Below are 26,918 nucleotides of genomic sequence, written 5' to 3'. Positions count from 1 at the left end.
TACGCCATTGCCGGGCAGACGATGGCCTTGCGGGTGCAGGTGGTGGGCACCGGTGGCAGTAACACCATCTGCCGCCTGCTCAACGGCCTGTGGCAGGTTTCCGGCGGCCACGGCCGGATTGACCCCACGGCCGCCGTCGCCGAGATGGTCGGCTACCACGACGCCGGCTTCACCACCTGGGACCTGGCCGACCACTATGGCCCGGCCGAGGAGTTCATCGGCGCGTTCCGGCGGCAGTTAGCCGCCCGTTCCGGCCAACAGGCGTTGGAGCAGGTGCAAGCCTTCACCAAATGGGTTCCATCGCCCGGTCCGATGACCCGTCCAATCGTCGAACGGGCGGTGGACGTGTCGCGGCGGCGCATGGATACGGAGACGTTGGACTTGCTGCAATTCCACTGGTGGGAGTACCGCGATTCGCGCTACCTGGAGGCTCTGGCGCATCTGGCGGCACTGCGGGCGACCGGCAAGCTGCGCCATCTCGGTCTGACCAATTTTGACACCAGGCGGTTGGAGATAATAAAACAACAAGGGCTGCCTATCGTCGCCAACCAGGTGCAATACTCGCTGCTGGACCGTCGACCGGAGGTGGCGATGGTCCCCTTCTGCCAGGAGCAGGGCATCGTCCTGTTCACCTACGGCACGTTGTTGGGCGGGCTGCTGTCGAAACGCTACCTGGGCCGGCAAGAGCCGGGTCCGCGTGACCTGACCACCGCCAGCCTGCGCAAGTACAAGCAGATGATTGATACCTGGGGCGGCTGGCCGTTGTTCCAGGAGCTGCTGCAAGCGACTGACCAGATAGCCGGGCGGCATGGCGTCAGCATCGCCAACGTGGCGGTGCGCGCCATCCTCGACCGGCCGGCCGTTGCCGGGGTCATCGTCGGCGCACGGCTGGGGGTAGCCGAACACAAAGACGAGAATGCGCGTGTGTTCAGCTTTCAGTTGGACGCGGCGGATTGGGCGCAGCTGGATGCCGTTCAGGCCCGGTCGCGTGACCTGTTTAAGCTGATAGGCGATTGTGGCGACGAGTACCGGCGGTAGCGGCTGCAAGCAAGTGTAGTTACCGGCATCGCCTTCCCCACAACGGCCGTGCGCGCCGCTGCCAACGAGCGCTGGGCCATGTGTTGGGATGGGTGGGGATGAATTCTACTGGGCGGCCGATGAGTCCATTGCTGCCGGGGCAGAGGTTGGGTTGTCGCTGACTTATCAGCAGATTTCCCCATGCGCCGGGGTATTTACGGTGCGGGGGTCACTTTAGTAAACCCGGCTTTTACCCCTTTGCCTACCAGTTGACCCCGAAATATTAAGAAGGTACTGACCAGGTATCTTATAGTACTTTTTGTCTAGTTTATCGTCAGCTATCGCTGGTCATATACAATATACGCTGGTTTATTGTTACGTGTGCGGGAATGCCTCTCATTTAGGAAGCCGTCAGCACCTAAAATCACAACCCCTTGGGATAACGATGTACAGCCCTCCCCATCTAATCGGCTTAAGAATGGCGCTTGAACGCCTGACTCGCCCCTCGTCTGCCCTGACGGACCAGTCGGCGCGCCAGCAGGCTCGGTTGCTGGCCGTGTTGGCCCTGACTTTTATAGTGATTGTACCTATCATTGTCCTGATGTGGGTTGTCCCCGGGTCGACATACATGGTCTTTCGCCCTGTCTCACCGGGCATTCTGCTAACGGCCGTTCTGATTTACAGCCTCAGCCGCACCCGCCACTATTGCTACGGCGCCATGCTAATGGTCCTGACCATCTTCAGCCTGGTGACTCTGGCTCTTCTCACCTTACCCGGATCACTGACAGAGCGGATGCCGGCGCTGAACTTTCTGACAGCAGCCATCATGGTCTCCAGCCTCTTTCTCCGCCAGTCTGTTACCTGGGTAGTGACACTGCTCAGCCTGGGCATCACGAGCGCCTTTTTCTTTCTGCCGGACGTGCCTTTTATATTCATCTATATCTATCTGGCCTCCTTTTTGTCCGTCACCATTCTAGGGGCTGTTGGCGCGGTGTTGACCAGGCGTTATAAAGAGCAGTTGCTAACAAGCGAAGAGCGCTACCGTTCGGTTGTTATGGCTATGTCTGAAGGCGTGGTCCTGCAAAGCCGAGATGGTCTTATCTTGGCCTGTAACGCGGCTGCGGAGTGCATCTTGGGTTTAACCACCGCCCAGATGATGGGGCGTGCCTCGGTCGACTCCCACTTGCAAGCCATCCGGGAAGACGGCACACCTTGCCCCCCTGATGAACATCCAGCTATGGTGACGCTGCGCACGGGACGGCCGTTAACCAACGTCATCATGGGTATTCAGCGACCAACCGGCGAACGGCGCTGGATTTCCATCAACTCTCAACCCCTGACCCGCCCCGACGAAAGTCTGCCTTTTGCCGTCGTCACCTCATTTACCGACTTTACCGGACGCCTACAGCAAGAACAGGATTTGATAGACTCGCGCTCCCGCTATTACGCCCTGTTTGAGCAGGGCCACGACGCCGTTTTTATTCTGGACCTGGAAGGACATCACCTGGAGGCCAATCACCGGGCAGCCAATATGTTGGGCTATTCCATGGAAGAGATGCAGGAGCTTACCTACAGAGATTTGTCGGCGGAAATTGATGAAAGTGAAGATGTGCGGCAAAAGTTGTTGGCCGGTGAGCATATCCCCGTCTTTGAACGGACATTCCGCAGGAAAGACGGCCGTCATATCCCCGTAGAAATCAAGGTGGAACTGGTCCGCAGCCTATCCGGTCAACCATTGCATATTCAGAGCGTTGCCCGCGACATCACCGAATTATGTCAGACCCGGCGCGAACTCAAACGGCTGCAAAAGCGGCTTGAATTTGCCATATCTGCGGCACGCCTGGCCTGGTGGGAAATGGACGGAGATACCGGCCAAGTTCAGTTCGATAAACGAAGAGTCCTCATGGCAGGCTACCAGCCCCAGGCGTTCCAAAACGTCACGTACCACGCCTTCACCGACCTGATCCACCCCGACGACTATGCTGCTACCATGCAAGCCATGCAAGATGTACTGAGCGGGCAGCAACCCTTCTACGCCGCAATCTACCGCATGCGCACCGCCGACGGTGGCTGGATGTGGTTACGAGACTGGGGCGAGTTATTGACTAACGAAAGCGAACGGCGTATCGTGCGCGGATATGTTATCGATATTTCGGAAAGCAAAGAGGCCCAGCAGCGTGAAATTGACCTGGCGCTAGAAAAAGAGCGGGTCCAAATGTTGTCCACTTTCATCCAAAGTGCCGCCCACGAGTTCCGCACGCCGCTTGCCATTATCAACACCACCGCGTTTGTCATGGCGCACATTAATGAAATGGAAAAGCGGCAACAAAAGGTGTCTATCATTCAAGGCCAGGTGCAGCGAATTGTGAGATTGATCGATATGCTGCTGCTGCTGACTCGGTTGGAGAGCAGCGCTCCCACCTTGCAACCGGCCGTAGATATCAACGCCGTCATGGAATCCTTTTGCCAACAAGTAGTGGCTAATAGCAATTGCCGGCTGACGATCCGCTGTGAAGAAAGTGCCAGGCTGCCCCTGGTAGCGGGGAATCCTGATGAATTATTGGAAGCTATCCAGCAAATCGTGGATAATGCCTGTCGCTTCACCCCGGCCGATGGCGTTGTCACTATCTCCAGCGGTGCGACCGATGCGAGCGTGTGGATAGAATTGCGGGATACCGGTCCCGGAATCGCCCCAGAAAACCTGCCACACCTGTTTGAGACATTTTGGCGGTTGGATGAAGCGCACAGCACACCGGGTTTCGGGCTGGGCCTGGCGATTGCCAGAAAGGTCATGGAAAGACACGGAGGGCGAATCGAAGTAAAAAGCGAAGTTGGGGCAGGGTCCGCGTTTCAACTCATTCTACCCACCCAGTCACAATCCGCCGTTTCATAAGCAGCATACAGCCTTGCGGTAAAAAAGCGAGGAGCATCACGACGAACAACATGAATCCCATTTCGATTCACTCGTCGTTTTTGTTACAACAAGTCTCCGACAAGACAAAATCATGGCCGATTTTATTCGCTATCTGACATTCGTCATCTCGTCTCTCGCTGCCATTTTGGTCACCGACTGTACAGCAGAGTTCTCGGAAAGCATACCACCCAACGGCCCATTACCATTACCCCACCCTTTTCACAGGGCGAAACCATCCGCCTGTTGATTGTAGGCGATCCTTTTTCCATTGCCTTACAGAACCTCGGGCCTGAACTGAACAGCCTGTCCGGGGGGACGTTTGACATTGAGGTTGTGGGTTACGACGACATGCGCCTGTTGGCGCTAAGAAACGCTCAGGACCAGGTTTCAGCCTACGATATCGTGAGCTTCGATGTGGTCTGGATAGGCGAGTTTGCCACCGAAGGCGTCCTGCTACCGCTAAACATACAAGTTACGTTTCATCTAACCGTCAGACAGGACCCATAGGCTATATTTCCTTCCTCGTTGCGCCCGTACCGGGCCTTATTTCCACGACTCCTTCACGAAGACCTATCTCATAAGTGGTTACAATGAATCCGTAAGTTGCATAGACGCGATGTGCGAAGTCTTGCCGCACAAACTCGGCCGTTTAATGTTTTTGGCCCGTTGCTCAGGCGAATGCTTCACTTCAGTCGGCGCTTACGGGAATCATCATGAAATTGTTTCCAACTACCACTGCCACAACACGGATTCGTATTTATGGGACGTTGTTTGTCTTGTTGGTGGTAAGCCGTTTCTTGCTGCCGGCCGATGCCTGGCAAGGCAATCTCACCCGCCACATGGCGCTGGAATTTATGGCCGCGATGCTGGCGATGTTTGTGGGTATGTTGGCGTTGGTGCGCTATTTTACCCGCCGCGACAATGTTTTTCTGTTTATCGGTGTTGGTTTTGTCGGGGCAGGGTTGTTGGATGGGTTGCATGTGCTGGCGGTTCATCCACAGTTGATGGACATTTTCCCCTGGCTGAATTTTACGCCGCGTTGGATTTGGAATGCGTCGCCCACGTTTCTTTCGATTTTGATTTTTGGCAGTTGGCTGACCTGGCGGCGAGAGGTGGAAACAGGGTGGTACGGCCGTATGACCGGCCGCCGTCTCTTCCTGCTCATCGTGGGGCTGACGCTGATAAACGTGCTGCTGTTTGCGCTGGTGGCCCAGAGCGAGGCTGCCCCCTCGCTGCCGCTGGAGCGCGTTGAACTGTTTATTTCCACAACGTTTTATTTGTGGGCGCTGGTCAATTACCTGGCCAAAGGCCATTGGCAGCACGACACCTTTGAGCATTGGCTGATCATCGCCCTCCTTCTCAGCTTTTCCGGCCAGATTTTCTTTTTGTTCTCTTCCGTCGAATTATTCGACGCTTATTTTGAAGTGGCTCTGGCCTTGAAACTGGCGAGTTATTTCTGCGTGCTGGTCGGTTTGATGGGCAGCATCGTCGTCATTTTTCGGCAGGCAGCTCGCAGCGCCGCCCAGTTGCAGCAGGCCAACGACGCTTTGAAGCAAGAGATCGCCGAACGCCAGCGGGCGGAACGGGCCGAACACGAGCAGCGCCGGTTGGCCGAAGCGCTGCGCGAAGTGGGCATCGCCCTCAGCGCCACGTTGGATTTTGACCAGTTGTTGGAACGTTTGCTGGACCAGATCGCTCATGTCGTGCCTTATGATACGGCCAACGTGATGCTGCTGCGCGGGACGGAGGTGGACATTGTTTGTACGCGGGGCTACGGCCGTTCCCAGACCCCGCTCATCAACCACTTTGCCCTGGCCGACATGCCCAGTCTCCAGCAAATGGCCCGCACCGGCCTACCCCTGGTCATCCCCGACATCTCGGCCGATCCGGCCTGGGTGCGCGCCGAGGCGTCGCCCCACGTGCGCTCTTGGGCCGGTACGCCTATCGTCGTGCAGCAGGAAGTGGTCGCTTTCCTGGCGCTCAATTACAGCCAACCCAACTTTTATCGGCCGGCGCACGCTTCCCGGCTGGCCGCGTTTGCCGGGCAGGCGGCCATCGCCATCCAAAACGCCCGCCTGTACAAAACCCTCCAGCAGCGCGTCGCCGAATTGACCACCCTGAATCAGATCAGCCACGCCGTCACCTCGTCGTTGGATTTGCAGACGACGCTGAACATTGTCACCGCCCAGGCTACGCGCCTGTTAGACGTGGATGCAACCTCGGTGGTGTTGGTGGATCGGGAGCGGGGCGATTTGTGGTTTGCCGCCGCTTTTGGGCAGGCGGCCGAGTTTGTGCGCGGCAAGCGGCTGGCGTTGGGGCAGGGCATTGTGGGCTGGGTGGCCGAGCATGGTGAACCACTACTCATCACCGACGCCAAGACAGACCAGCGCCATTTTCCTCATTTTGACGAGGTCAGTAAGTTTACCGCCCGTACGCTGTTGTGCGCGCCGCTGCAAGTGAAGGGACAAACGATTGGCGCGATAGAAGCCATCAACAAAGCGGCCGGGCCGTTTGATGAGGCTGATTTACGCTTACTGACGCTGCTGGCCGGTCCGGCGGCGGCGGCCATTGAAAACGCGCAGTTGTATGAACAGGCGCGGCGCGAAATCGAGGAGCGGCAGCGGGCTGAAGCGGCTTTGCAGGCGGAACGCGCCTTGTTGGCGGACCGGGTGATGGAGCGCACGGCCGATCTCAGCGCGGCAAATGCCGAACTGGCCCGCGCCGGCCGGTTGAAGGATGAGTTTTTAGCCAGCATGAGCCATGAACTGCGCACGCCGTTGAACGCCGTGCTGGGCATTGCCGAAGCGCTGCAAGACGGCGTTTATGGCCCGCTGAACGATAACCAGGACCATTCGCTGCGCAGCATTGAGGAAAGCGGCCGTCACCTGCTGAATTTGATCAACGACATTTTGGACTTGTCCAAAATTGAGGCGGGCAAACTGGTTTTGGAACGAACAGTGGTATCGGTGCAAGAGGTGTGCCAGGCGAGCTTGCGTTTTGTCTGGCAGGAAGCACACAAAAAGCAGTTGCAGGTAGCCACGGAGATTGACCCGTCGGTAATGACTATTTGGGCCGATGAGCGGCGGTTGAAGCAGATTCTGGTGAATTTGTTGAGCAATGCGGTGAAGTTTACGGCCGTTGACGGCCACATTGGTCTGGAAGTGCAGGGCAACCCGGCGCAGAAAACTGTGCATTTTGTGGTGTGGGATAAAGGGATAGGCATTGCCCCGGAGAATATCAAGAACCTGTTTCGGCCATTTGTGCAGCTAGACAGCCGCCTGTCGCGGGAATACAGCGGCACTGGCCTGGGATTGTCGCTGGTGTATCGCATGACAGAGCTGCATGGCGGCAGCGTGGCGCTGACCAGCGAGGTGGGACAGGGCAGCCGGTTTACGGTTTCGCTGCCGTGGGACCCGGAAGATGGTTTTGGCCGTAAGGCAGATACGGCGGCGTTGACAACGGCCGTACCGCACGCCGCGGATGGCAAAGTGATTCTGCTGGCCGAAGACAACGATATTTTTATTGAAACGGTGGGCGATTACCTGACGGCAAAGGGGTATCGGCTGATGGTGGCGCGCAACGGCCGTGAAGCCATTGAGCAGGCGGCTGTGATACGGCCAGACCTGATCTTGATGGACATTCAGATGCCGGAGATGGATGGTTTGCAGGCGATGACCCGATTGCGGGCGGAAACGGCAACGGCCGTCACCCCCATCGTCGCCCTGACAGCCCTGGCAATGCCCGGCGACCGGGAACGCTGCCTGGCCGCCGGAGCCAACGCCTACCTGAGCAAGCCGCTGAGTCTAAAGCAGCTTATCGAAGTGATTGAGTCGTTTACTTGACAATTTGTAGCCGCGGTATCCTTACCGCGTTTACACCAGCGCGGTAAGGATACCGCGGCTACTGACACGAACGGCCTGGCGGAAAAGTGACAAATGAACGGACAACCGGTGGTTTTAATTGTGGACGATGATCCGACGGCACGAAAGACGGCCGAAATGCTGCTGCTGCAACAGGGCTACGCGCTGCATTTTGCCGCCAGCGGGCCGGAAGCGTTGGCGCGTCTGCCGGAAATTGGGCCGGACGTGATTTTGCTGGACGTGATGATGCCGGGCATGGACGGTTTTGCCGTGTGCCGGGCGTTGAAAACGGCCGTAACCACCCAACACATCCCCGTCGTCCTCGTGACAGCCCTGGACAGCAAGGAAGATCTGGCGCGGGGTCTGGACGCCGGCGCCGATGACTTCATCCACAAGCCGGTGAACGGCCTGGAACTGCGCGCCCGCGTGCGCTCCATGCTGCGCATCAAACAGCGCCACGATGACTTGCAAACCCTGATGCAGCTACGGCAAGATTTGGCCGACATGATCGTCCACGACATCCGCAATCCGCTGACAACCATCACGATGTACTGCGATTTATTGCACCACATCACCGGCGCGGAAGGGCGGGAAGCCCTGCAAACGATCACCAGCCAGGTGAACCGCCTGAGTTCGTATCTTACCGACATGCTGCTGATGGCGAAAATGGAGCATGGCAAGCTGGTGCTGCTGCAAACGGCCGTCAACCTGAATGATTTGCTGCAAACGGTTGCCACGATGTATCGGCCGTTGGCGGCGCAAAAATCGGTGACGCTGGCGCTGGAACTGCCGCCGGAGTCGCTGGTTGCCAGCCTGGACGCCAATTTGTGGCAGCGCGTGCTAGATAACTTGCTCTCAAATGCCCTGAAGTTTTCACCGGAAGACGGCCGTATCACCCTCCGTTTACGGCCGTTAGCCGACGGCCGTTTTTGCCTGGAAGTGGGCGACGAAGGACCGGGCATCCCGCCAGAACATTGGGAAACGATATTCGACAAATTCCAGATTGTGGCCGCCGGGCGGCGCGACCTGAAGCAGGTTGGGCTGGGGCTGGCTTTTTGCCGCATGGTGGTGGAAGCGCATCACGGCCGTATCTGCGTAACCGCCAACGAACCCCGCGGCGCGCTCTTCCGGGTGGAAATGTGAAAAAGTTTTGCTACGAGGAGATTAGATGACCCCATCACGGATTTTACTGGTTGACGACGACACGGAATTGGTCCGGAGTTTGCGGCTGGTTCTATCGCAAGATGGGTATGAGGTATTGACGGCGCACAATGGGCTGGAAGGGCTGCAAACCGCCCACCAGATGCAGCCGGACCTCATTGTGTTGGACGTAAATATGCCCTGGATGGACGGCCTGGAAATGTGCCGCCGCCTGCGCCTGGACACGGATCCGGCGCTGCGTTACGTGCCCATTCTTTTCCTCACGTCACTGGACAGCGTGGACGACCACGTGACCGGCCTGGACTTGGGCGCGGATGATTATCTGGATAAGCCGTTCCAATCGAAAGAGCTAAAGGCGCGGGTGCGCGCCTTGCTGCGCCGCCGCGAGGCGACCCGGCAGCAGCCCGCGGCGGCCGACACGCAAGAGTTAACGGTGGGGCCGCTGACGCTGCATTTGCAGGCCTGTTGGGTACGCCGCGACAACAAGGACACGGTGCAGCTAACGCCGGCCGAGTTTGAGCTGCTGTACCACCTGATGACACATCCGAAACGGCCGTTTTCCAGCCAGGATTTGTTGGTGGAAGTGTGGGCTTACCCACCCGGCACGGCCGATCCCAGCCTGGTGCGCTGGCACATTAAAAATTTGCGCCTGAAGATAGAACCAGACGCGGAACGGCCGTCGCTCATTCGCACGGTCTCGCGCCTCGGTTACATGTTGGTACCCGAATGAACAGAGGGAACAAAAGACCGAACAAGATTGGTCCAATCTCCGAGATTGGACCAATCTGTGGCCCTCACGCAAGCCTCACGCAAGGCTCGCGCCAAGCCCACGCTCCGCAAGATAAGTCTGTTGTACAGTAAGGACATCGAACAAAAACGGTGCAATGCAAAAAAATCGAATCCGCAGCGCGCCGAGAAAAAACAACATTCATATCTTGCATAAGGAGCAAAAAAATGAACAGCAACAATTTTTGGAAAAAATTAGGTCGGGATGAAAGCGGTATCACCGCTCTGGAAACAGCCATCATCTTGATCGCCTTTATCGTGGTCGCCTCCGTTTTCGCCTTTACCATCCTGTCAGCCGGTACATTCTCCACCGAGCGCGGTAAAGAAGCCGTCTACTCCGGTTTAGGCGAAGTGCAGTCTTCGATGGAAGTGAAAGGTTCCCTCATCGCCACGGCTACCGTTAGCGGCACGACGGGCGCAGAAATGGGCACGCTGGTCTTCACGGTCGGTAACGTGGTGGGCGGCGAACCTCTGGACCTGAACACGACGACTCCGGTGATGGTAGTGAATTACGTAGACGCGGTGCAGTTTGTAAATGATTTGCCCTGGGAAACGGAATGGATTGTCAGCCATGATGGTGACGAACTGTTGGACAAGGGCGAACTGGTAGAGATTACCCTGGACTTGAGCGGCCTGACCAACGCCCTGAGCATCAACACGCAGTTCGCGATAGAAATGAAACCGCCCAAGGGCGCGGCGCTCAGCGTACAACGCACCTCCCCGGCGTACTTCGACATGGTGATGGACTTGAAATAACAAATCACGGTTAAAAAAATGAGTGAACAGTCGAGCCGGACTTACAAGTCCGGCTTAACTGTTGCCACAAAAGGAGCAGTCTGATGGACATCGAACAAAGAGTGAAGTCTCTGGAACAGGAAATGAAGATTTTGAAGAATCAGGTTCAAAAGACGTTATTGGACATTCAAGAACAAATCCTCGTTCATTACCATCCGGCGCTCCGCACAGAAGACGATTCCTTTGAAGAGAACAATGCAACGTCGAGGGAAACGGGCCGGTCAGGTGGCGGCAATGGGCTGCGGCCAGAGGCTTCATTTTCGAACGAGGCCGCGGGTGGGTTGAAGGTGCGCCAGGTTTCTCTGGCCGATTTGCGACAATCCAATCAGCCGCCCGCGGAACCAACCATTGCTGCGCCCATCATCACCGCTCCTGCTCCCGCACCCGCCGCCAACCCCATGAGCGATGACGAGATTTTTGCCGGTCTGGTGGAGTGGGTGAGTGACAGCGTGGTCAAGATTGGCGCAAAACGGACCCAGAAACTATTGGACCTGCGCGCAGCTACCGGCACGGTACCCCGTGAGGTTTACGACACGTTGCAGCAACTGATTACCCTGTGTGACGAGAATGAAGGGACTGACGCCGCGGAAACGGCCGTTCTCCTGCATCAACTCAGTCAACTATTAAAGCCAAAATCAGCCTGACAGGCGCTTGAAGCCCGGCTGTAAAGAGACCAAAGGGTTCACATGGATAAAGCAATCATGACCACAATGCTCATTGTCATCAGTATGGTGATGGGTGTTCTCCTGTTCCACGCCGCTTATCCGGCCATTATTGAAAGCAACGATGCCATGACCAGCATGACCAGCCGCGCCGATGAAAAGTTACGCAGCCAGATCACCATTGTCCACAGCGTTGGCGAACTAGACAGCAGGGGATGGTGGCAAGACACCAACGGCGATGGCAACTTTAATGTGTTTGCCTGGGTGAAAAATGTAGGCGAAACGCGCATGGTCGCTTTGGAACAAACGGACGTCTTTTTTGGTCCAGAGGGGGCGTTTAACCGCATTCCCCACCACAGCAAGGCCAGCGGCTACCCTTATTGGACCTGGCAAGTGGAAAATGGCAGCCAATGGACGCCAACCACCACGCTGAAGATTACTGTGCATTATGGCGTGCCTTTGGGAAACGGCCGTTACTTCCTTAAAGTCATCACCCCCAATGGCGTAGACGCCGAATACTTTTTTAGCATGTAAACCTGGATGATAGACGTTTATGGAAACAATCCTGACTGCCTTTATTGTTCTGACGCTTATCTTGTTCGCCGCCCTGACCATTTTTACCGGTTATCTGAATGCTCAAGAAACGCTGCGCCTGGCCTGGCAAGAAATGCAGACACGCCTGAGTGATCAATACCACACCGACCTGGCGCCGGTTATGGCGGAGGCCAAAAGCTCCGGCGCGGTCATTGAGCTAACGCTGCGCAATGAGGGCGATACCCGCCTGACCGATTTTGCTGCCTGGGATGTGATTGTGCAGCATTATTCAGCGCCCGGCGATTACTACATTGACTGGTTTTCATATGCAGACCAGGGTGATCCGGTGGATGGCGAATGGAGCATTGTCGGCATTTATCAGGATGCAGCCACGGCCGAAGGTGAAGTGTTTGAGCCAGGAATTTGGAATCCTGGCGAAGAATTATTAGTACGTTTGCGCATATTGCCGCCGGTAGGCCCAAATTCCACCAACATGGCAACCATCACCACCGCCAATGGCGTGGGCATCAGTATGCAATTCACGCGCTGATCTGTCAGGCGTCGGGCGCGGCAACGCGCCTGGCCTGACGCTTCCGAGAATTAAGATGGCTCTTCATCACATTTTATTGGTAGACGACGACGAAATGCTGGTCCGTTTGTTGGCGCGGGCGCTGCGAAAATGCGGATATCAGGTGGATACGGCCGTTGACGGCCAGGATGGCCTGGAAAAGGCCCTGACGTTGCGGCCAGACTTGCTGGTGCTGGATGTGATGATGCCGCGCATGGACGGCTACGAAGTGTGCCACCACCTGCGCCGTCACCCGGAAACGGCCGCTACGCCCGTTCTCATCATTACGTCCCTTGGCTCTGCCGGCGGGCCGCTGGCCGACAGCACAGAGGAACACGCCGAAGCCGTCCACCAGTATCGCCAGCGCGCATTTGCCGCTGGCGCCAACGACTTCCTGACAAAACCGGTGCGGCCCCAAACGCTGCTGGACCGGATCAAACATGTGACATTGGATACGCCGCACCTGGCATGTCCGGGATGAGGAAAATGATGACTCAATTACAAGCAGAACGAACGGATTGCAGTCCGATTGACCTGACTTATGCCCACGACATTGTAGACGGAGACATGGAGCTGTTGCAGGAGATTATCGCCCTGTTTCTGGAAGATTACCCGTCTCAACTGACGGCGTTGGGGCAAGCCATTGTGGTCGGCGACGCTGCCGAAACCAAAGCCAGGTCCCACCGCTTGAAGTGCAGCCTGGGCAACATCGGCAGTTGGCGCGCCTATAAGCTGGCGTATGAAATCGAGCTGATGGGGATGCAGTCCAGACTGGAAGGCGCGGCTGAACGTCTGATTGACCTGACGGCCGAAATTGGCCGTATTGTTTTCTTTTTCGAGCAGCCTGGGTGGGTCTTGCGGACCCAGACATTGCTCGCCTGCGACGAGGACCAATGAATCGGCCGCATCGTATCCTGGCGATAGACGACGATCCGTTGACCCTGCACATCGTGGAACGGGTGCTGCAAAGGCATGGTTATGAGGTGTTCACGGCGTACAACGGGCATGATGGCATAGCCAAAGCCCGCGACTTGAAGCCGGACCTGGTGATTTTGGACATTATGATGCCGGGATTGGATGGTTTTCAGGTATGTCGCCGGTTGCGTGAGGACCCGGAAACGGCCGTTCTTACCATCCTCATGCTCTCTGCTCGCGGCGCGATAGACAAGCCGGCCACCGACCCGGTAGATTTTGCCCAACGGGTGCGCGACCAGCTACAGGGCTACCGTGTCGGCGCATCAGATTTTCTGACCAAGCCGGTGAAAGCGGCCGTTTTGGTGGAACGGGTGCGTTCGTTAATCTGGAGCGGCGGAAATTGACATGGCGCAGAAGATTTTGATCATCGAAGGCGACGTGCCGATGTTGGAGTGGATTCAGGGTCTTCTGGAGGAAGAGGGCTACCTGGTGTTGATTGCGATTGACGATGGCGCGGGATTGAAAACGGCCGTGACCGAAATACCCGACCTCATCCTGCTGGACATATTTTTGCCCGGCATGGGCGGCGAAGAAGTCGCCCGCTATCTGCGCGCCGACCCCGAAACGGCCGAAATCCCCCTCATCATGCTCGCCAACGAAAGCGAGCTAGACAGCCTCACCATCGGCCACGAATCGCCCGTAGACGATTACCTGATCAAACCCTTCGATGCCGTCACGCTGGTCACTAAAATCCTGCCATACCTGGGCCGCAAAGGGCCACAAAAAACCGTCATCTCCTCTGGCAATGGCGAGCTAGACAGCAAAATGGGCGGTGGCATTCCCCTCGGTTCTCTCACCCTCGTCGAAGGCAGTTCCGGGGCCGGCAAATCCGTCCTTTCGCAGCAGATGATGTTTGGCTCGCTCAACGACAACTTCACCCTCTCGCTGTTTACCAGCGAAAACAACGTCAAAAGCCTGGTGAAGCAAATGCGCAGCCTGGACCTGGACATTCTGGACTATTTGCTCCTGGGCAAAATTCACATCTACCCGATGGAATTGTCCCAACTGGGCAACGCCGCTCCCCGCCTGCTGCTTCAGGCCATGGGCCAGGAAACCAGCCGCGACATGATCATCGTGGATTCGCTGACACTGGCTATCGGTCAATCTACCATTGAAGAGGTATTAGGTTTCTTTGAGGAATGCAAGCGGCTGTGCGCGCGCGGCAGCAGCATCATCCTCATTTTGCATTCTCACGCGCTCAACAGCGAATTGTTGGTGCGCATTCGCTCGTTGTGCGACGCTCATTTGCAGCTTCGCACCGAGGAAGTAGGCAAAAAACTGGTTAAAACGTTAGAAGTCACCAAAGTTCGTGGCGCAGACAAAACCACTGGCAACATTGTCAGCTTTGAAGTGGAACCCGGCTGGGGCATGCGCGTCATTCCGGTGAGCAAAGTAAAGGGGTAGCCTGGTAGTCTGTCGTCATGGCAACTCGACTACTTGACTATTCAACCAATCGGCTATTCAACCAAACGACTAAACACTATGTCTCAATCAGTCCTTCCTTTCCCCTTTCAGACAGGTGGCGCGCAGTGCGACCATGGTGTGGGGTGCAGCCTGCAACTGGTGCTGCCGCCGCCGCTGCGCGATGCGTGCGAACAAGCGGATTTCCTGGCGGATTATTTGCACCAGGTTCCCTTGGGCGATATTGGGATTCCCATGTATTACCCCAAGCTGACACGCAAGCTGCAACTGTTGGAACGGCGCAATCTTATTTACCCCATTGACGGCGGTCTGTATGTTCACATTTACCCGGACGCTGTGGCGGCGCGTGATCACTACGTCTCAATTGAGCCGACCGTAATGGTCAGTCTGGATGAGGTGATGCTGAAGATTGACGAACGTCTGGTGGAATGGGCCGAAGACATTGGGGAAGTAATAAACGAAGAAGAAAAGAAGCAGATATTGCTGAAGCTGCTTGACCAGATTTGCACAACGGAGCCACCGCAGGTAAATGGAAATGGCAACGGCCGTACCCCCTCAGCCAAAGCCGCCGCTAAAAAAAGCAAAACCGACCCTATTTACGTCACCGCACAACAACTGGAAGGCGTGCGCTACCGCGTCCTACGCGACAAAGTCGGGCTGGGACCCTTGCAGCCCTTGCTGCTGGACCCCTACATAGAAGACATCAGTTGCAGCGGCATTGGGGCCATCTTTGTTGAACACAAAATCTTCAAAAGCCTGCAAACCACCATCAACTTTGAAACCCTGGACCAACTCGACGATTTCGCCGTCTGGCTGGGCGAATGGATCAAAAGCCCGGTCACGGTGCGCAACCCTATTGTGGACGCCGTGCTGCCGGACGGGTCACGTATTAACATCGTCTACGGCCGTGAAATCTCCAAACGCGGCAGCAACTTTACCATCCGAAAATTTGGGGGTTCCACCACCAGCATCCTGGAACTCATCGAATTTGGCACACTGGACTACACCATGGCCGCCTACCTTTCGCTCATCATGGAGGAGGGGATGAACGTCTTTGTTGTCGGGGCCACAGCCTCCGGCAAAACGACGACGTTGAACGCCATCAACACCTTCATTTTGCCGGAAGCCAAAATCATCACCATTGAAGACACCCCTGAAGTGATGGTTCCCCACAAAAACTGGATTCGGGAAGTCACCCGCGATATGGGGCGCGAGTCCGCAGGGGGCAGCGTGGGCATGTTCGATCTACTCAGAGCGGCGCTGCGGCAGCGGCCGGATCGCATCATCATCGGTGAGATTCGTGGCGAAGAGGGGCGCATCGCCTTTCAGGCCATGCAGACCGGCCACGGCGTTATGTCTACCTTCCACGCCGCATCCGTTGAAAAACTTATCCAACGTCTCACCGGCGACCCCATCAACGTACCCAAGACCTATATAGACAATCTCAACGTCGCCATCGTGCAATCGGCCGTGCGTTTGGCCGACAAAAAAATGGCCCGCCGTATTCTTAGCATCAATGAAATCATCGGCTACGACCCGTATACAGAAAGTTTCTCCTTCTTGGAAACTTTTCGTTGGAACCCGGCGAATGACACATTCGAGTTTCCCGGCTACATGAACAGTTTCTTGCTAGAAGAGCGCATTGCCATGAGGCGAGGCATTCCACCCCAAAAACGCAAAATGATTTATACCGAATTAAAACGCCGGGCAACCGTTTTTCAACGGCTGCATAAAGAAAAAGGAGTGCGTGGTTTTGATGACTTCTTCCAAATCCTTGCCGAAGCCCATCGCCAAAAACTCTTATAAATTTAAGAGCATTACGGCTTTTGACCAGTTTTACCAGTTGACGTATATGTCGGCCACGGCCGCTGCCGGCATCTCGCGCAGTAAAACGTTTGAAATGGCCGCAGAGTCCGGTTCACCGGCGGCGAATTATTTTATAGCCATCAACTTGCTGGTCAACGAACTTCGTTTCGACTACCCGGAAGCGTGCCGTACGGTGGCCAATAAAGCGCCCTCGGACGAGATCAAAAGCTTCCTGCTGCGCCTGTCCGACGCGATGCGGTCTGGTGAGCCTTTGCCCGCTTTCCTGGCCCGCGAAGCGGAGGTGCAGGCAAATGTGTATGACAATGCCTACGAGCGTGACCTGGAATCGCTGAAAAAGTGGTCGGATGCGTTTTCTTCGATTGTGGTTTCCGTGGCCCTGATCGTGATCATTAACCTGGTATCCACCATGATTTACTCCATGGGCACGGGCATGATTACCGGATTGGTGATTACGGCGATTGTCATGGGGTTTTTTGGCGCCTGGATTCTTTCACGCGCTGCCCCACAAGAAGAGATGATCATCCCGTCGTCCATCGGGTCGGCGGCGCAGCGGCGCACGCTGCAATTGAGCCGGATTATTATTCCTACGGCCGTTCTTCTCTGTGGCATTCTGGTATTTCTTGGCTTTGGCACGGCGTGGGTACTGGTTGGTGTATCGGTTGCTTTATTGCCTCTGGGTATTGTCAGTTCTCGCGCCGACACCGAGATCACCAAAAAAGACGCGGAGATCAGCTCCTTTTTGCGCTCGGTGGGTGGCATGGCCACTTCCACCGGCACCACCCTCAAAGAAGCCATCACCAAAATAGACATCAGCTCCTTCCCCCAGCTTCAGCCCGATGTGAAGCGATTGGATACGCGCCTGCGCGCTCTGGTCAGCCCGGTGGTTTGCTGGCAGCGCTTTGGCAACGAGACCGGCAGCCGCCTGATTCGTCAGGCCACCGGCATCTTTTACGAAGCGGTGCGCCTGGGCGGCGATCCGGAACAAGTGGGATTTCTTTGCTCTATGTTTGCTTCGCGCACCGCGATGCTGCGCGCCAAACGACGCACGGTGGTCAGCACCTTTGTCTGGCTTACCCTGGTGATGCACGTCGTGGTCGCGGCGTTGATGGTTTTTGTGCTGCAGATCATCCACAACTTTTTGCTCCTGATGCAATCGGCCATGACCGCCGATCAGTCGGCGTTGGCCTCGGAAAATCTGGCAATGCCGCTGGCAAATTTTAGCCCGCAGCAGATGCAGTTCCTGGACGCCATCACCATCATGATGGTGGTGTTGTTGGCGGTCATCAGTGCGATGGCCATCGTCGCCAGTGATGGCGGGTATAAATTTAAGCTCACGCTTTACCTGGCTGTGCTGCTGTTTATGTCGGGTATTAGCGGCAGTTGTTGATTGATCTATTTAACAGATTTACACCGATTTTCGGTGATTGAGGGTACGTAAAGACCCCGGTTGCTGACGATTTGACTTGGCAATCTCTCCGAAGAGTGGAAAATGACCCCGTCTCCTGGGAAATAAACCCTTGGAGTTTTGCGGATGAACAGACCCAGTTTACACCGATTTTCTGGCCTGGATTTTCCGAGAAACCTGAAGACCAAGGTCCTGGATTTGGAATATTTGGACACCCCCGTGTCCCTAGCCCTGAGGGTTTCTCCGGCAGACTTTGGTTTTGACGCATGATTGAGGAATGACGTTTTATGTCTAAATCCAAACGGCCGTTTCGCCTTCTTCTTCCCCTGGTTTTTAGCGGTGGGCTGCTGCTGGGCTGGTTGGTCATTGGCTGGTGGTTGTGGCCGGTGCAGTGGATCAACGTCTCGCCGGCGCAGTTGTCGGCGGAGCATCAGCGGATTTACGTGGCGATGGCCGCCGAAGCATATGACCTGACGGGCGACGTGGCCCAGGCGCAGTCTCGGCTGGCAGCCTGGGACGACGAGGCGCTGGCCGCGACCCTGACATTGCTGATCCAGGAAGCGGCCGATCCGCTGGCTCGTGAGCGATACGTCGCTTTGGGGGAAGCGATGGTCATGCCGCAAGTAGACCTGAACCTGATGGACGTAATTTTGGGGCAGAAAGCGATTTTGATAACGGCCGTTGCCGCCGTTGGCCTTTTCGTGGCTGCCTTGGGCATGGCCCTGTTCCCCATGGCGCAGCAGGCCAGAATCCGCAAGCAAGAAGAGCGGCGTCTGCTGGCTGGCGCTGAAGCGGAAGCCGACATGGACGAGGATGAGCAAACGGCCGTTTCCGCCACCAACGCCGCCCGGCAAAACAAAGGCGGAACCGAAACGGCCGCCAACACCGGCCAGGGCGCTTCGCCTGACCCGGCGGCCAATGCCGCGCAGCAAGCGAACCCCGGCGACCAGGCCAACGCCAGTGGCGGTGGGGCTGGGCAATCCGGCGCAGTCCAGGCTGGAGATGGTAAACAGACGCCACCAAACCCGGCCAACGCGGCCACACCGACGGCTGAACAACAGGCAACGGCCGTGCAAAATCCGACCAACGCCGCTGCGCCTGCGGCCAATCAACCGCCGCCGGAAGAGGCGGCCGAAAAACTGCTCAGTGAAGCGACCGGTGAAATTCAGGCCTTGCTGAACGGTATCTTCGACGAAGACGACAAACTGGCCCATTACGATACGTTGTTGCAAGGTTTGGGCGACGTCAATATGGTTCAACTGGCCGACCGCAGCGCCCACATGCTGCGCCAACTGCGGCAAAAGAACCGGGAGATGGCCTGACATGGATATTTTCTGGCTGGTGTTTGGTTTTTTGTTGGGTTGGTCGTTGAACTGGCTCAGCGACTTCTTGCCTTGCCGCCTGAACAAAGCGCCGCGCCCGGCTCACCAGTCGCGGTGGACAGCCGGCTGGCCCTGGGTGATGGGGGGGATGACGGCCGTTGTCTGTTTTTACTTCGGCCCGCGTGGGCAATGGCTCTCTCTGGTCCTGTACGCATTTTTCCTGTTGATCGCCTTGATTGATGGTAAATACAGGCTGGTTTTGAACGTGCTGGTATTCCCGGCTATTGCGCTGACGCTGGTCTATCATCTGGCGGTTGGGGAACAGTCGTGGACGGCCGTGTTGTTGGGCGGTGGGCTGGCTTTGGCTGCGTTTGTCCTGGCTGCCTGGCTGCGCCCCGGCGACCTGGGCGGCGGCGACGTGAAACTGGCGGCGCTGATTGGCCTGATCTTCGGTTTCCCTGGCGTGTTGTGGCCCTTGTTGTTGGGCGTAGGATTGGGTGGACTGGCCGCCGCCTACCTGCTGCTGCGCGGTTACGGCCGTCGCTACCACATCCCCTACGCACCCTTCCTGTGCCTCGGCGTCTTCATCGCCCTCCTCTACACCCCCCTCTAACTCCCAACTCCCAACTATCAACTCCCCACTCCCAACTCCCAACTATCCCCCTATCTTATCGCTTCCTACCCGTAATATTCACGTTTCTTTTCCGTCCCTCGCGCTGGCCCCTTTATATAATGGTTTCAAACAACTCGCAGACGGTTGTGGTTTGTGAGTCCTGTTTCCGAAAAGGCAAGACATCATAACTCAAGTGAAGTAACCATTATGCGCGAATCTTCTTATGATCTAGACACGGTTCTGGCGGATCAAACTTCCACACCTTCACGGCGGCCCGTCATCTTGTGGTTGGTCGCTTTAGGCCTGCTGGTGCTGTTTGTGCCCTTGTACCTGGTGGCTACGGCCGTGCGCGCCGACACTCAACGTTTAGAGAGCGAATTAAGCCAGTTACAAATGGCTGAAGTCGGTGGCCCGGCGGCGAATCCTATGGCAGACGCCTTGCAGACCAGAGTGGTAGAAGCCCAAACTGTGTCAAACAGTCTGGCCGCTGTGCAGTCCAGCCAGGGCGCGCAGCAGGTTGATTGGCCTGCCGTGGTAGGCGCCATCAAGACAGACACCAATCAGATTACCCTCCTGGGGGTAGAGCAGATCGACAATCGCCTGACTATTTCCGGGGAAGCGGCCGATGACACGGCTGTTATCGCCTACGCGCAGGAGTTAGAAGCCTCCGGGCAGTTTTCGCGGGTTGTTGTACAGTCTATCACATTGCTGCCTACGCCCCATCCCGTCATCACGCCAACGACCTCACCCACGCCCACAGTGACTATCGCCCCCTCGCCCACAACGGCCGCCACCGCCACAAACGCCAGCCCGCCGACCAATCCGACGGCCGTGCCCAGCATCACCCCCACACCCAATTTACGCGACGCCTACGAGATTGACGACATCCAGGCTAAGCCCATCTTTGTTGGCGAAGTGCAGACGCGCAATTTCTACCCGGCCGGTGACGTGGACAACGCCTGGTTTTTGGCGAAGAACGGCCGTTTCTACACCATCGCCACCACCAACCTCTCCCCCGGCGTAGACACCGTACTCACCGTGACCATCGGCGGGCAGGTCTACGTCAACGATGACCAGCAAGATGGAACTCTGGCCTCAGAAATTGGCGTTCAAAGCATCGGCGGCGACGTGCAGGTCTTTATCCAGGTGACCAATCGCGGGCAGTTTGGCGGGCAGATGGGCTACCAGCTCTTTGTGCAAGAAACCATTCCCACGCCTGGCCCTACGGCCACCGATACCCCGCCGCCGCCCACCGTAGTGCCCAATCCCACCGATACCCCGGACCTGCGTGACCAGTTTGAACCCGATGACCCCACCCCGGCGGTCATCCTGGTGGGCGAGACACAAACCCGCAATTTCTTCCCTCAGGGCGACGTGGACAACGCCAGTTTTATCACCAAGGGCGGGCGTTTTTACCAGGTCGCCACCTCGAATCTGGCTTTGGGCGTTGATACATTTCTGCGCGTGACGCTCGATGGTCTCCAGTGGGAAAATGACGATTACGCCCCGCCAGGCACAGGCAACTTTGCCTCATCGGTCTGTTTCCCGGCGACGTCGGTGGACGGCACGGCCGTTGCCAACATCACCAACAAAATGCAGCAGTTTAGTCCCAGCGCCACCTACAACATCGCCGTCCTGGAAGTGCCGGCCCTGAGTCTGAACCTGGAGCAACTGGCTTATGGCCCGGTAGCCGCCGGCGGTGACAATCCGCCCAACCAATCTGTGCAAATTTTTGGCGACAGTACGCTGAATTGGTCGGCCGTTACCAGCGCGCCCTGGCTGCAAATCAGCCTCAATCAAGGCGGCGCACCCAGCCTGATGGACGTGACGGCCAATATCACCGGCCTGCCACCAGGCACGTATGAAGCGACCATCACTTTTTCCTGGGCTTCTTTGTGCCGCCGCGAAGTGACGGTGACGTTACAGGTAGATCCTCCGCCGGTCAGCAGCGACCCGACCGGGCAGGGAAATGGGCTGGTTTTGACGATGGGGCAGGGTGGGGAAACGGCCGTTTCCCGCCGCCTGATCCTCGCCAAACAAATCACCCAGCCATTGACCGGCGCCGTCCCCATGAACACCGTCGCTTTTGTCATCATCGTGGAATTGAAAGGGCAGTAGTGAGTACATAACCCATGGACGTCTTATACGATTTACGCGACACGATCCGCAATAACATGTTATCTGTTCTGGCGATTGCCTTCATCGTCATTACCGTGGTTTGGTTTGGTTATTTTCTGTCTACCGACGTCTTGCCCCAGTGGACAGCCCGGCAGGAATTGGCCGCGCAACTATTGGCCGCCCAACAAAACTCGCGCCAGGGCGAACAGGCCGAACAAAACTCCGCCGAGGCGCTGCAAGCCCAACTGGCCGACATTCAGTCGAATTTGAATGCAACCACCGGCGCCTTCCTGAGCGAAGCCCAGGCGGCGGCAATTTTGGACAGCCTTTACCGTTACGCCGCCAGCAGCAGCGTCACCATCACCGGTCTGCAGGCCCAATCCGCCGCCGAACCGGTTGCGCCCAACGCTTTGTACAGCGTGCAGGCGTTCACCGTACAGGTGACGGGGCCGGTGCTGCAATTGTTGGATTTTCTCGGCCGTTTTGAGGAGACCACCTGGCCGGGCGTCTCCTTGAGCGGCGTGAAGCTTGCCCAGGGCGAGGGGCAATCCACGCTGGATTTGGGTCTGGCGCTTTACACGTCGCCTCTGGCTACCGGCGCAGTACCCGAAGCTGCGCCGCTCCTGGAAATATCGCCCAGTAGCGCAAATGGAACGGCCGTTAACGGCGCATCAGCCGCCGCTACCGCCCCCGCCGCCGATCTGACGGCGCTGGTAAACAGCCTCTACGAACCCTGGATGGCCGAAAACTGGCCGGAAGCGATCCGCATCCTGGAACAAATTTTGGCTCAAACGCCGGATGATTTTGACATGAAAACCCGGCTGTACGCAGCCTACCTCTACCATGGCTACCAGCTTTCCGCTGCCCAACAGCCAGAAGAGGCGAAGGCCGCGCTCTCCCGCGCTCTCGAATTTCGCCCAGATGGCCTGGAGGCCTCAACAGCGCTCCAGCGGGTGAACAATGGACTGCCGGCCACGGCCGTTACCCCCTGACCCCCCGAGAACTGTTCACATGAAAGGATATTGGTGGCGAATTCAAAATTGGTCGAAAACAGGTGATGGGGTACGGGTAACAACTGTACGATATCCGCCCACCTCTCGAGTGCAACACGACATTCTATAGCAGAATATAGACCTTTTAGAAGTAGTGTTACTCGAGAAGGTGGCGCTCGTTACACGTTTGTTACCCGTGCCCCTTCAATGAGGGAGCGGCGCAGCCAGGCCACATCATCGTTGAACTCGACTAAAATGCGATTTAGTTCCATCTCCTTATAATCGCGCTCCGGTTCAAATTCTTGGGCGCTGTGTTCCAGAACAATGCGCTGTTTTTTGAGTTGGGAGGGGATTTTGTGGAGACGGCCGTGTCTAAAAAAGATGCATAATACCTTCTCCCGGTACGCATCTGGCTTCAACAATAAAGCGCGTGCCTCCAGGTTTTTTTCTGTATCCATTTTATTATTTTTCGCCGTCATTTCGCCACCGTGCATCCGTCGCATACTGTTTCGAGAAACTAAAAATGCTCTGCAAATGACGAAAGATGCTTATTTGAATGTGCAAAAGTCTTTTGGCTTCTTCGTCACCCATTGCCCGAGCCATCTCTAGTTCCTTTTGATAATTGTCAATGGCTTTGTTGGTTATCTGTTTGAACATTGCCTCTAAGCGCTCCATCTCACTCATTGAAGAAGCGTCCTTAATTTCAATATTATCCATTTGTTCCACGATGTTCCATCCCTGTTTGTTGTGAATTTATCATAAATGAATTGTGCAATCTGATTTGACAAACATCAAATTAGATTTTACAATCTTTCGTTATAACCAATAAATCAAAAAGGATTTCCTTAATGATGCTCCATTTGTTAACACCTAAACAATATCATCAAATTCAGCCTCTTTTTGGTGAAGACGACAGGCCCTCTCTCTATTGCCAGGGCATTGTAGCCGGCAAATATCCCGGCAAGATTGTTGTGGATAACCCCAATCAACCCCGCAGTGCATTAGTCATCAAAGATGCGTGGTGTGATCTGATTGGCGATCCTGGCAATGAGACCTTCAACCAGGCGTTAAAAGATGAACTGACTGAAAAAAAACACATCGGTGAAAACACGAAAGTTCTCTTCTTTGTTGATCCTTCATCAGCCTGGCTTAAGGTTTTGGCAGGATTACTTGATGACCGCCAGCCGATTGAGATGCCCCGTTGTCTTTATGCTGCCACACCGACATATGATGTGCCAGCCCCTGCTTTACCGGAGGGGTTTGACCTTCGTTTTATTGGTGAAGCGCTTCGGGATGAGGTAGATGGTGATCTGCCGGAAGATGTGCAAAAGGTTTTGGATTTGCGGAAGGCAGCAATTGTGCCGGATGAGATGGCGTTTGGATTTGTGGCGGTAAACGGCCGTTCCCCCGTCGCCTGGTCCGTTATAGACTTCATCTTCGGGGATGTCGGCGAAATTAGGCTGGTAACTGAGGAAAATTATCGTCGTCGCGGACTGGCTGTCGCCACCTCAGCCGCCACTATTGCTTACGCAGTGGCTCATCAGGGCTTGAGACAAATTAACTGGGATGCGGCCGCTTCCAACATTCCCTCCATTCGCACCGCCCAAAAGTTGGGTCTACAGTTGCTTCATGAGCCAAAAGAGTACATCATCATCTTCCCCGAAATCGGCTATTTCATCAATCTGGCCTGGAGCCATCTCGATGCTCATCGCTTTGAACAGGTACATGCTGTTACCGGGCAGATGCTTGCATCAGATAAGGAAATGTTGGTGCAGTACGGGCAGTTCTTAACCGCGGCAGCGTGTGCGGGTTTAGGTGATCGGACAAAAGCCATCTTCCACTTGCACAAAGCGATAGAGGCTGGTTTTGATGATCTCTATGAAATGAAAAAAAGCCCTCACTTAACCATCCTTCAAGATTCGACTGAATGGCAACAGCTCATTGAACGTATTGGCCGAGAATAGGGGCTTTTTGTGGTTGAGACGGCCGTTTCTCTTATGTATAGTCGGAGACGTTATGGCTAAAATAAAATGAGGTCACAAGTGCGCTAAGGCCACCTATCGTAAGGTTAGGCGGCATACTTTCAGCGGCAATTAGCTATGCCGTGCAGTGGTCTCAGACACCCGACCACATGAAATGATACTGCTGGCGAATTGTTCCGTCGCTCCGAAAATCACAAAAATTAGCCGCTTCAAGCTCAAAAAACGATCAAAATCCGTTTGTTTCAACACCGATTTTCGGCCTGTTTTGAATTCGCCAGCGGTATCCTTTCATCTGGCCGGGTATCTCCGAATTGCTCCGATTATCTAAGCATAAGGATAGCCGGGGCAGTTAGTATCCACGAAAACTTTCCCAAATCAGGATTGATAAAGGTTAAGCCAATTGAAAGTAGAAAAACGGCCGGTGTTGTCAAAATAGCGAGCAAACTGCGATGGGCCACATCCTTGCCCATAGTCTCGTCAATCAGCCGATTTTCCCAGGAAGCGTACCACCACAGCAGCGCAGAAAGCAGACCGGTCATGGTAATACTTAAAGCATAGAAGATTGTCGCCGTACGGTTGCCGTTCTCGCTGATCACCGAGGTGGGGAAAGGGATGAAGGCGATGGACATCAAAACAAGAAGATTGAGCAAGAGCAGGCGGTTGTCGTAGCGCGTGATGAGCGAGAAGCGGCGATGGTGCGCAATCCCCAAATTGCCAATCACCAGAAAGCTGATGACAAAGCTTAGATATTTGGGCCAGATGGCGAGCAAATTGGTCATCAACTGCTGGTTGGTGAGATGGGCGACCGCAACCGGCAGGCGAATGTCCAGGGCCAGCAGGGTGATGGCAATGGCAAAGACGGTATCACTAAACAGAACGACACGTTCCAAACCTGTTTCATTTGAGGCATTTTCGCATTGAAGGCTTATTTATTATTCCGAAAATGCCTTATGACAATTCAAATTTTGCTAGTTGATGATCATACGGTCGTTCGTCAGGGTCTGAAAATGTTTCTCGAACTGGATGCGGACCTGGAAATTATCGGGGAAGCGCAAAACGGGGAACAGGCCGTCCGCCTGGTGGCGGATCTGAAACCGGACGTGGTGTTGATGGACTTGCTCATGCCAGTGATGGATGGGATTCAGGCAACGGCCGTTATCCGCCGCGAATACCCCGAAACCGAAGTCATCGCCCTGGCCAGTGTCCTGGAAGACGCCTCCATCATGGCCGCCATGCGCGCCGGAGCCATCGGCTACCTGCTCAAAGATACCCATGCCGACGAATTATGCCGGGCAATCAAAGCCGCCGCTGCCGGTCAGGTGCAGCTTTCGCCGCAAGTCGCCGCCCGTCTGATTCAGGAAGTGCCCATACCCCAAAGCCCCGAAAAACTGACCGAACGTGAAACTGAAGTGCTGTGCTTGCTGGCCTTGGGGCGAGCCAACAAAGAAATTGCCCTCGAACTCGGCATAGGCGAAAAGACCGTCAAAACCCATGTCAGCAACATCTTAAGCAAATTGGGCGTCCCCAGCCGGACGCAAGCCGCCTTGTATGCCGTCTCCCTTCCTGGAGCGGGTGGCTGCCAGCAACGTGGGGCTGGTACAGCTCAGAGGTGCATCAACTGTTCGGCCGTTATGCCGGGCATATCACCACCACAGAAGGCCAGGAAATATCGGTCCAAGACCTGACAGGCTGGGCGGAAGACCATGTGGCGCTGTGGTAGGGCACGGCCGTTTCCTCAGTGGACTTTGGCGCGGGAGACGTCGCCCTGACCGATGAGGCCATGAATCCCACCATCGGCCTCATCGCTGAAAACAAACGCTTCTTTCCCTTCCGATTACAATTGGAGACACCCTGGCCGTGCTCCAATAGCGGCTCCTATGGAACAGGCGTTGATGAAATAATGAAATATGGTTGAGGCAATGGCTAAGCGTCTGGCAGGGCAACGGCCGTTACGGTCGGGGTGTT

The 26,918-nt window shown here is 55.9% G+C and carries 24 protein-coding genes; 21 read left to right on the top strand and 3 right to left on the bottom strand.

All coding sequences use genetic code 11. From position 1 onward, the window contains the following. Positions 1-21: 21 nt before the first annotated feature. From IPM39_10425 to IPM39_10335, 19 genes are all read left to right on the top strand, one after another. A complete protein-coding gene (locus IPM39_10425) occupies positions 22-1,038 on the top strand; it encodes an aldo/keto reductase (protein ID MBK8986481.1) in 1,017 nt (338 codons plus the stop codon). Between the two features lie 457 nt (positions 1,039-1,495). Then, positions 1,496-3,910 carry a PAS domain S-box protein gene (locus tag IPM39_10420; GenBank protein ID MBK8986480.1) on the top strand — a complete coding sequence of 805 codons (2,415 nt, stop codon included), beginning with the start codon at positions 1,496-1,498 and terminating at the stop codon, positions 3,908-3,910. 734 nt (positions 3,911-4,644) lie between these two features. Then, positions 4,645-7,773, top strand: a complete 3,129-nt coding sequence (locus IPM39_10415; protein MBK8986479.1) for a GAF domain-containing protein — start codon at positions 4,645-4,647, stop codon at positions 7,771-7,773. A 93-nt stretch (positions 7,774-7,866) separates the two neighbouring features. Next, on the top strand, positions 7,867-8,934 hold the full coding sequence (locus IPM39_10410; protein ID MBK8986478.1) for a hybrid sensor histidine kinase/response regulator: 1,068 nt from the start codon (positions 7,867-7,869) through the stop codon (positions 8,932-8,934). A 25-nt stretch (positions 8,935-8,959) separates the two neighbouring features. Then, positions 8,960-9,682, top strand: coding sequence for a response regulator transcription factor (locus IPM39_10405; protein MBK8986477.1), 723 nt, complete (start codon positions 8,960-8,962; stop codon positions 9,680-9,682). A gap of 224 nt (positions 9,683-9,906) precedes the next feature. Continuing rightward, positions 9,907-10,494: a hypothetical protein gene (locus tag IPM39_10400; GenBank protein ID MBK8986476.1), complete on the top strand. Its 588-nt coding sequence runs from the start codon at positions 9,907-9,909 to the stop codon at positions 10,492-10,494. Between the two features lie 83 nt (positions 10,495-10,577). Beyond that, complete coding sequence (locus tag IPM39_10395) at positions 10,578-11,177, top strand: hypothetical protein (protein MBK8986475.1); 600 nt, start codon at positions 10,578-10,580, stop codon at positions 11,175-11,177. A gap of 42 nt (positions 11,178-11,219) precedes the next feature. Beyond that, positions 11,220-11,729 (top strand): hypothetical protein, encoded by a 510-nt coding sequence (locus tag IPM39_10390; protein MBK8986474.1) that lies wholly within the window; start codon positions 11,220-11,222, stop codon positions 11,727-11,729. Between the two features lie 19 nt (positions 11,730-11,748). Beyond that, on the top strand, positions 11,749-12,279 hold the full coding sequence (locus IPM39_10385) for a hypothetical protein (protein MBK8986473.1): 531 nt from the start codon (positions 11,749-11,751) through the stop codon (positions 12,277-12,279). 55 nt (positions 12,280-12,334) lie between these two features. Next, the gene (locus IPM39_10380) at positions 12,335-12,778 is read left to right on the top strand and encodes a response regulator (protein MBK8986472.1); all 444 of its coding nucleotides are present in this window, start codon (positions 12,335-12,337) and stop codon (positions 12,776-12,778) included. A gap of 5 nt (positions 12,779-12,783) precedes the next feature. Continuing rightward, the gene (locus IPM39_10375) at positions 12,784-13,194 is read left to right on the top strand and encodes an Hpt domain-containing protein (protein ID MBK8986471.1); all 411 of its coding nucleotides are present in this window, start codon (positions 12,784-12,786) and stop codon (positions 13,192-13,194) included. Continuing rightward, positions 13,191-13,616: a response regulator gene (locus IPM39_10370; protein MBK8986470.1), complete on the top strand. Its 426-nt coding sequence runs from the start codon at positions 13,191-13,193 to the stop codon at positions 13,614-13,616. The genes IPM39_10375 and IPM39_10370 overlap by 4 nt, the downstream gene beginning before the upstream one ends. Position 13,617: 1 nt before the next feature. Next, positions 13,618-14,676, top strand: coding sequence for a response regulator (locus IPM39_10365; GenBank protein MBK8986469.1), 1,059 nt, complete (start codon positions 13,618-13,620; stop codon positions 14,674-14,676). Between the two features lie 78 nt (positions 14,677-14,754). Continuing rightward, positions 14,755-16,500 carry a Flp pilus assembly complex ATPase component TadA gene (gene tadA, locus IPM39_10360; GenBank protein ID MBK8986468.1) on the top strand — a complete coding sequence of 582 codons (1,746 nt, stop codon included), beginning with the start codon at positions 14,755-14,757 and terminating at the stop codon, positions 16,498-16,500. Then, positions 16,451-17,908, top strand: a complete 1,458-nt coding sequence (locus IPM39_10355; GenBank protein ID MBK8986467.1) for a type II secretion system F family protein — start codon at positions 16,451-16,453, stop codon at positions 17,906-17,908. The genes tadA and IPM39_10355 overlap by 50 nt, the downstream gene beginning before the upstream one ends. A gap of 305 nt (positions 17,909-18,213) precedes the next feature. Next, the gene (locus IPM39_10350; GenBank protein ID MBK8986466.1) at positions 18,214-19,248 is read left to right on the top strand and encodes a hypothetical protein; all 1,035 of its coding nucleotides are present in this window, start codon (positions 18,214-18,216) and stop codon (positions 19,246-19,248) included. 1 nt (position 19,249) lies between these two features. Continuing rightward, positions 19,250-19,861 carry a prepilin peptidase gene (locus IPM39_10345; protein MBK8986465.1) on the top strand — a complete coding sequence of 204 codons (612 nt, stop codon included), beginning with the start codon at positions 19,250-19,252 and terminating at the stop codon, positions 19,859-19,861. Between the two features lie 207 nt (positions 19,862-20,068). Next, positions 20,069-21,979, top strand: a complete 1,911-nt coding sequence (locus IPM39_10340; GenBank protein MBK8986464.1) for a PilN domain-containing protein — start codon at positions 20,069-20,071, stop codon at positions 21,977-21,979. Between the two features lie 14 nt (positions 21,980-21,993). Next, positions 21,994-22,971 (top strand): tetratricopeptide repeat protein, encoded by a 978-nt coding sequence (locus tag IPM39_10335; GenBank protein MBK8986463.1) that lies wholly within the window; start codon positions 21,994-21,996, stop codon positions 22,969-22,971. Positions 22,972-23,150: 179 nt separating this feature from the next. Here the strand turns inward: IPM39_10335 and IPM39_10330 are convergent, their stop codons facing one another. Together IPM39_10330 and IPM39_10325 are read right to left on the bottom strand one after the other, a co-directional pair. After that, on the bottom strand, positions 23,151-23,429 hold the full coding sequence (locus tag IPM39_10330; GenBank protein MBK8986462.1) for a DUF2087 domain-containing protein: 279 nt from the start codon (positions 23,427-23,429) through the stop codon (positions 23,151-23,153). A 4-nt stretch (positions 23,430-23,433) separates the two neighbouring features. Then, entirely contained in the window at positions 23,434-23,697 is a 264-nt protein-coding gene (locus IPM39_10325; protein ID MBK8986461.1) for a hypothetical protein, read from the bottom strand. A gap of 122 nt (positions 23,698-23,819) precedes the next feature. Between IPM39_10325 and IPM39_10320 the strand changes: the two genes are divergently transcribed. After that, on the top strand, positions 23,820-24,935 hold the full coding sequence (locus IPM39_10320) for a GNAT family N-acetyltransferase (protein ID MBK8986460.1): 1,116 nt from the start codon (positions 23,820-23,822) through the stop codon (positions 24,933-24,935). Positions 24,936-25,273: 338 nt separating this feature from the next. Here the strand turns inward: IPM39_10320 and IPM39_10315 are convergent, their stop codons facing one another. Beyond that, positions 25,274-25,843, bottom strand: a complete 570-nt coding sequence (locus IPM39_10315; GenBank protein ID MBK8986459.1) for a DUF1211 domain-containing protein — start codon at positions 25,841-25,843, stop codon at positions 25,274-25,276. Positions 25,844-25,903: 60 nt separating this feature from the next. Between IPM39_10315 and IPM39_10310 the strand changes: the two genes are divergently transcribed. Further along, on the top strand, positions 25,904-26,638 hold the full coding sequence (locus IPM39_10310) for a response regulator transcription factor (protein ID MBK8986458.1): 735 nt from the start codon (positions 25,904-25,906) through the stop codon (positions 26,636-26,638). Positions 26,639-26,918 lie beyond the last annotated feature (280 nt).

The organism is Candidatus Leptovillus gracilis (assembly GCA_016716065.1).
Taxonomy (GTDB): Bacteria; Chloroflexota; Anaerolineae; order Promineifilales; family Promineifilaceae; genus Leptovillus; species Leptovillus gracilis.
This window is presented reverse-complemented; position numbering and strand designations above follow the sequence as displayed.

Coding starts and splice junctions, on each gene's coding strand:
- IPM39_10400 (MBK8986476.1), top strand. CDS start 9,907: ATGAACAGCAACAATTTTTGGAAAAAATTAGGTCGGGATGAAAGCGGT.
- IPM39_10375 (MBK8986471.1), top strand. CDS start 12,784: ATGATGACTCAATTACAAGCAGAACGAACGGATTGCAGTCCGATTGAC.
- IPM39_10410 (MBK8986478.1), top strand. CDS start 7,867: ATGAACGGACAACCGGTGGTTTTAATTGTGGACGATGATCCGACGGCA.
- IPM39_10395 (MBK8986475.1), top strand. CDS start 10,578: ATGGACATCGAACAAAGAGTGAAGTCTCTGGAACAGGAAATGAAGATT.
- IPM39_10350 (MBK8986466.1), top strand. CDS start 18,214: ATGTCTAAATCCAAACGGCCGTTTCGCCTTCTTCTTCCCCTGGTTTTT.
- IPM39_10340 (MBK8986464.1), top strand. CDS start 20,069: ATGCGCGAATCTTCTTATGATCTAGACACGGTTCTGGCGGATCAAACT.
- IPM39_10415 (MBK8986479.1), top strand. CDS start 4,645: ATGAAATTGTTTCCAACTACCACTGCCACAACACGGATTCGTATTTAT.
- IPM39_10310 (MBK8986458.1), top strand. CDS start 25,904: ATGACAATTCAAATTTTGCTAGTTGATGATCATACGGTCGTTCGTCAG.
- IPM39_10355 (MBK8986467.1), top strand. CDS start 16,451: ATGACTTCTTCCAAATCCTTGCCGAAGCCCATCGCCAAAAACTCTTAT.
- IPM39_10390 (MBK8986474.1), top strand. CDS start 11,220: ATGGATAAAGCAATCATGACCACAATGCTCATTGTCATCAGTATGGTG.
- IPM39_10385 (MBK8986473.1), top strand. CDS start 11,749: ATGGAAACAATCCTGACTGCCTTTATTGTTCTGACGCTTATCTTGTTC.
- IPM39_10370 (MBK8986470.1), top strand. CDS start 13,191: ATGAATCGGCCGCATCGTATCCTGGCGATAGACGACGATCCGTTGACC.
- IPM39_10345 (MBK8986465.1), top strand. CDS start 19,250: ATGGATATTTTCTGGCTGGTGTTTGGTTTTTTGTTGGGTTGGTCGTTG.
- IPM39_10425 (MBK8986481.1), top strand. CDS start 22: ATGGCCTTGCGGGTGCAGGTGGTGGGCACCGGTGGCAGTAACACCATC.
- IPM39_10320 (MBK8986460.1), top strand. CDS start 23,820: ATGATGCTCCATTTGTTAACACCTAAACAATATCATCAAATTCAGCCT.
- tadA (MBK8986468.1), top strand. CDS start 14,755: ATGTCTCAATCAGTCCTTCCTTTCCCCTTTCAGACAGGTGGCGCGCAG.
- IPM39_10420 (MBK8986480.1), top strand. CDS start 1,496: ATGGCGCTTGAACGCCTGACTCGCCCCTCGTCTGCCCTGACGGACCAG.
- IPM39_10380 (MBK8986472.1), top strand. CDS start 12,335: ATGGCTCTTCATCACATTTTATTGGTAGACGACGACGAAATGCTGGTC.
- IPM39_10330 (MBK8986462.1), bottom strand. CDS start 23,429: ATGGATACAGAAAAAAACCTGGAGGCACGCGCTTTATTGTTGAAGCCA.
- IPM39_10405 (MBK8986477.1), top strand. CDS start 8,960: ATGACCCCATCACGGATTTTACTGGTTGACGACGACACGGAATTGGTC.
- IPM39_10335 (MBK8986463.1), top strand. CDS start 21,994: ATGGACGTCTTATACGATTTACGCGACACGATCCGCAATAACATGTTA.
- IPM39_10365 (MBK8986469.1), top strand. CDS start 13,618: ATGGCGCAGAAGATTTTGATCATCGAAGGCGACGTGCCGATGTTGGAG.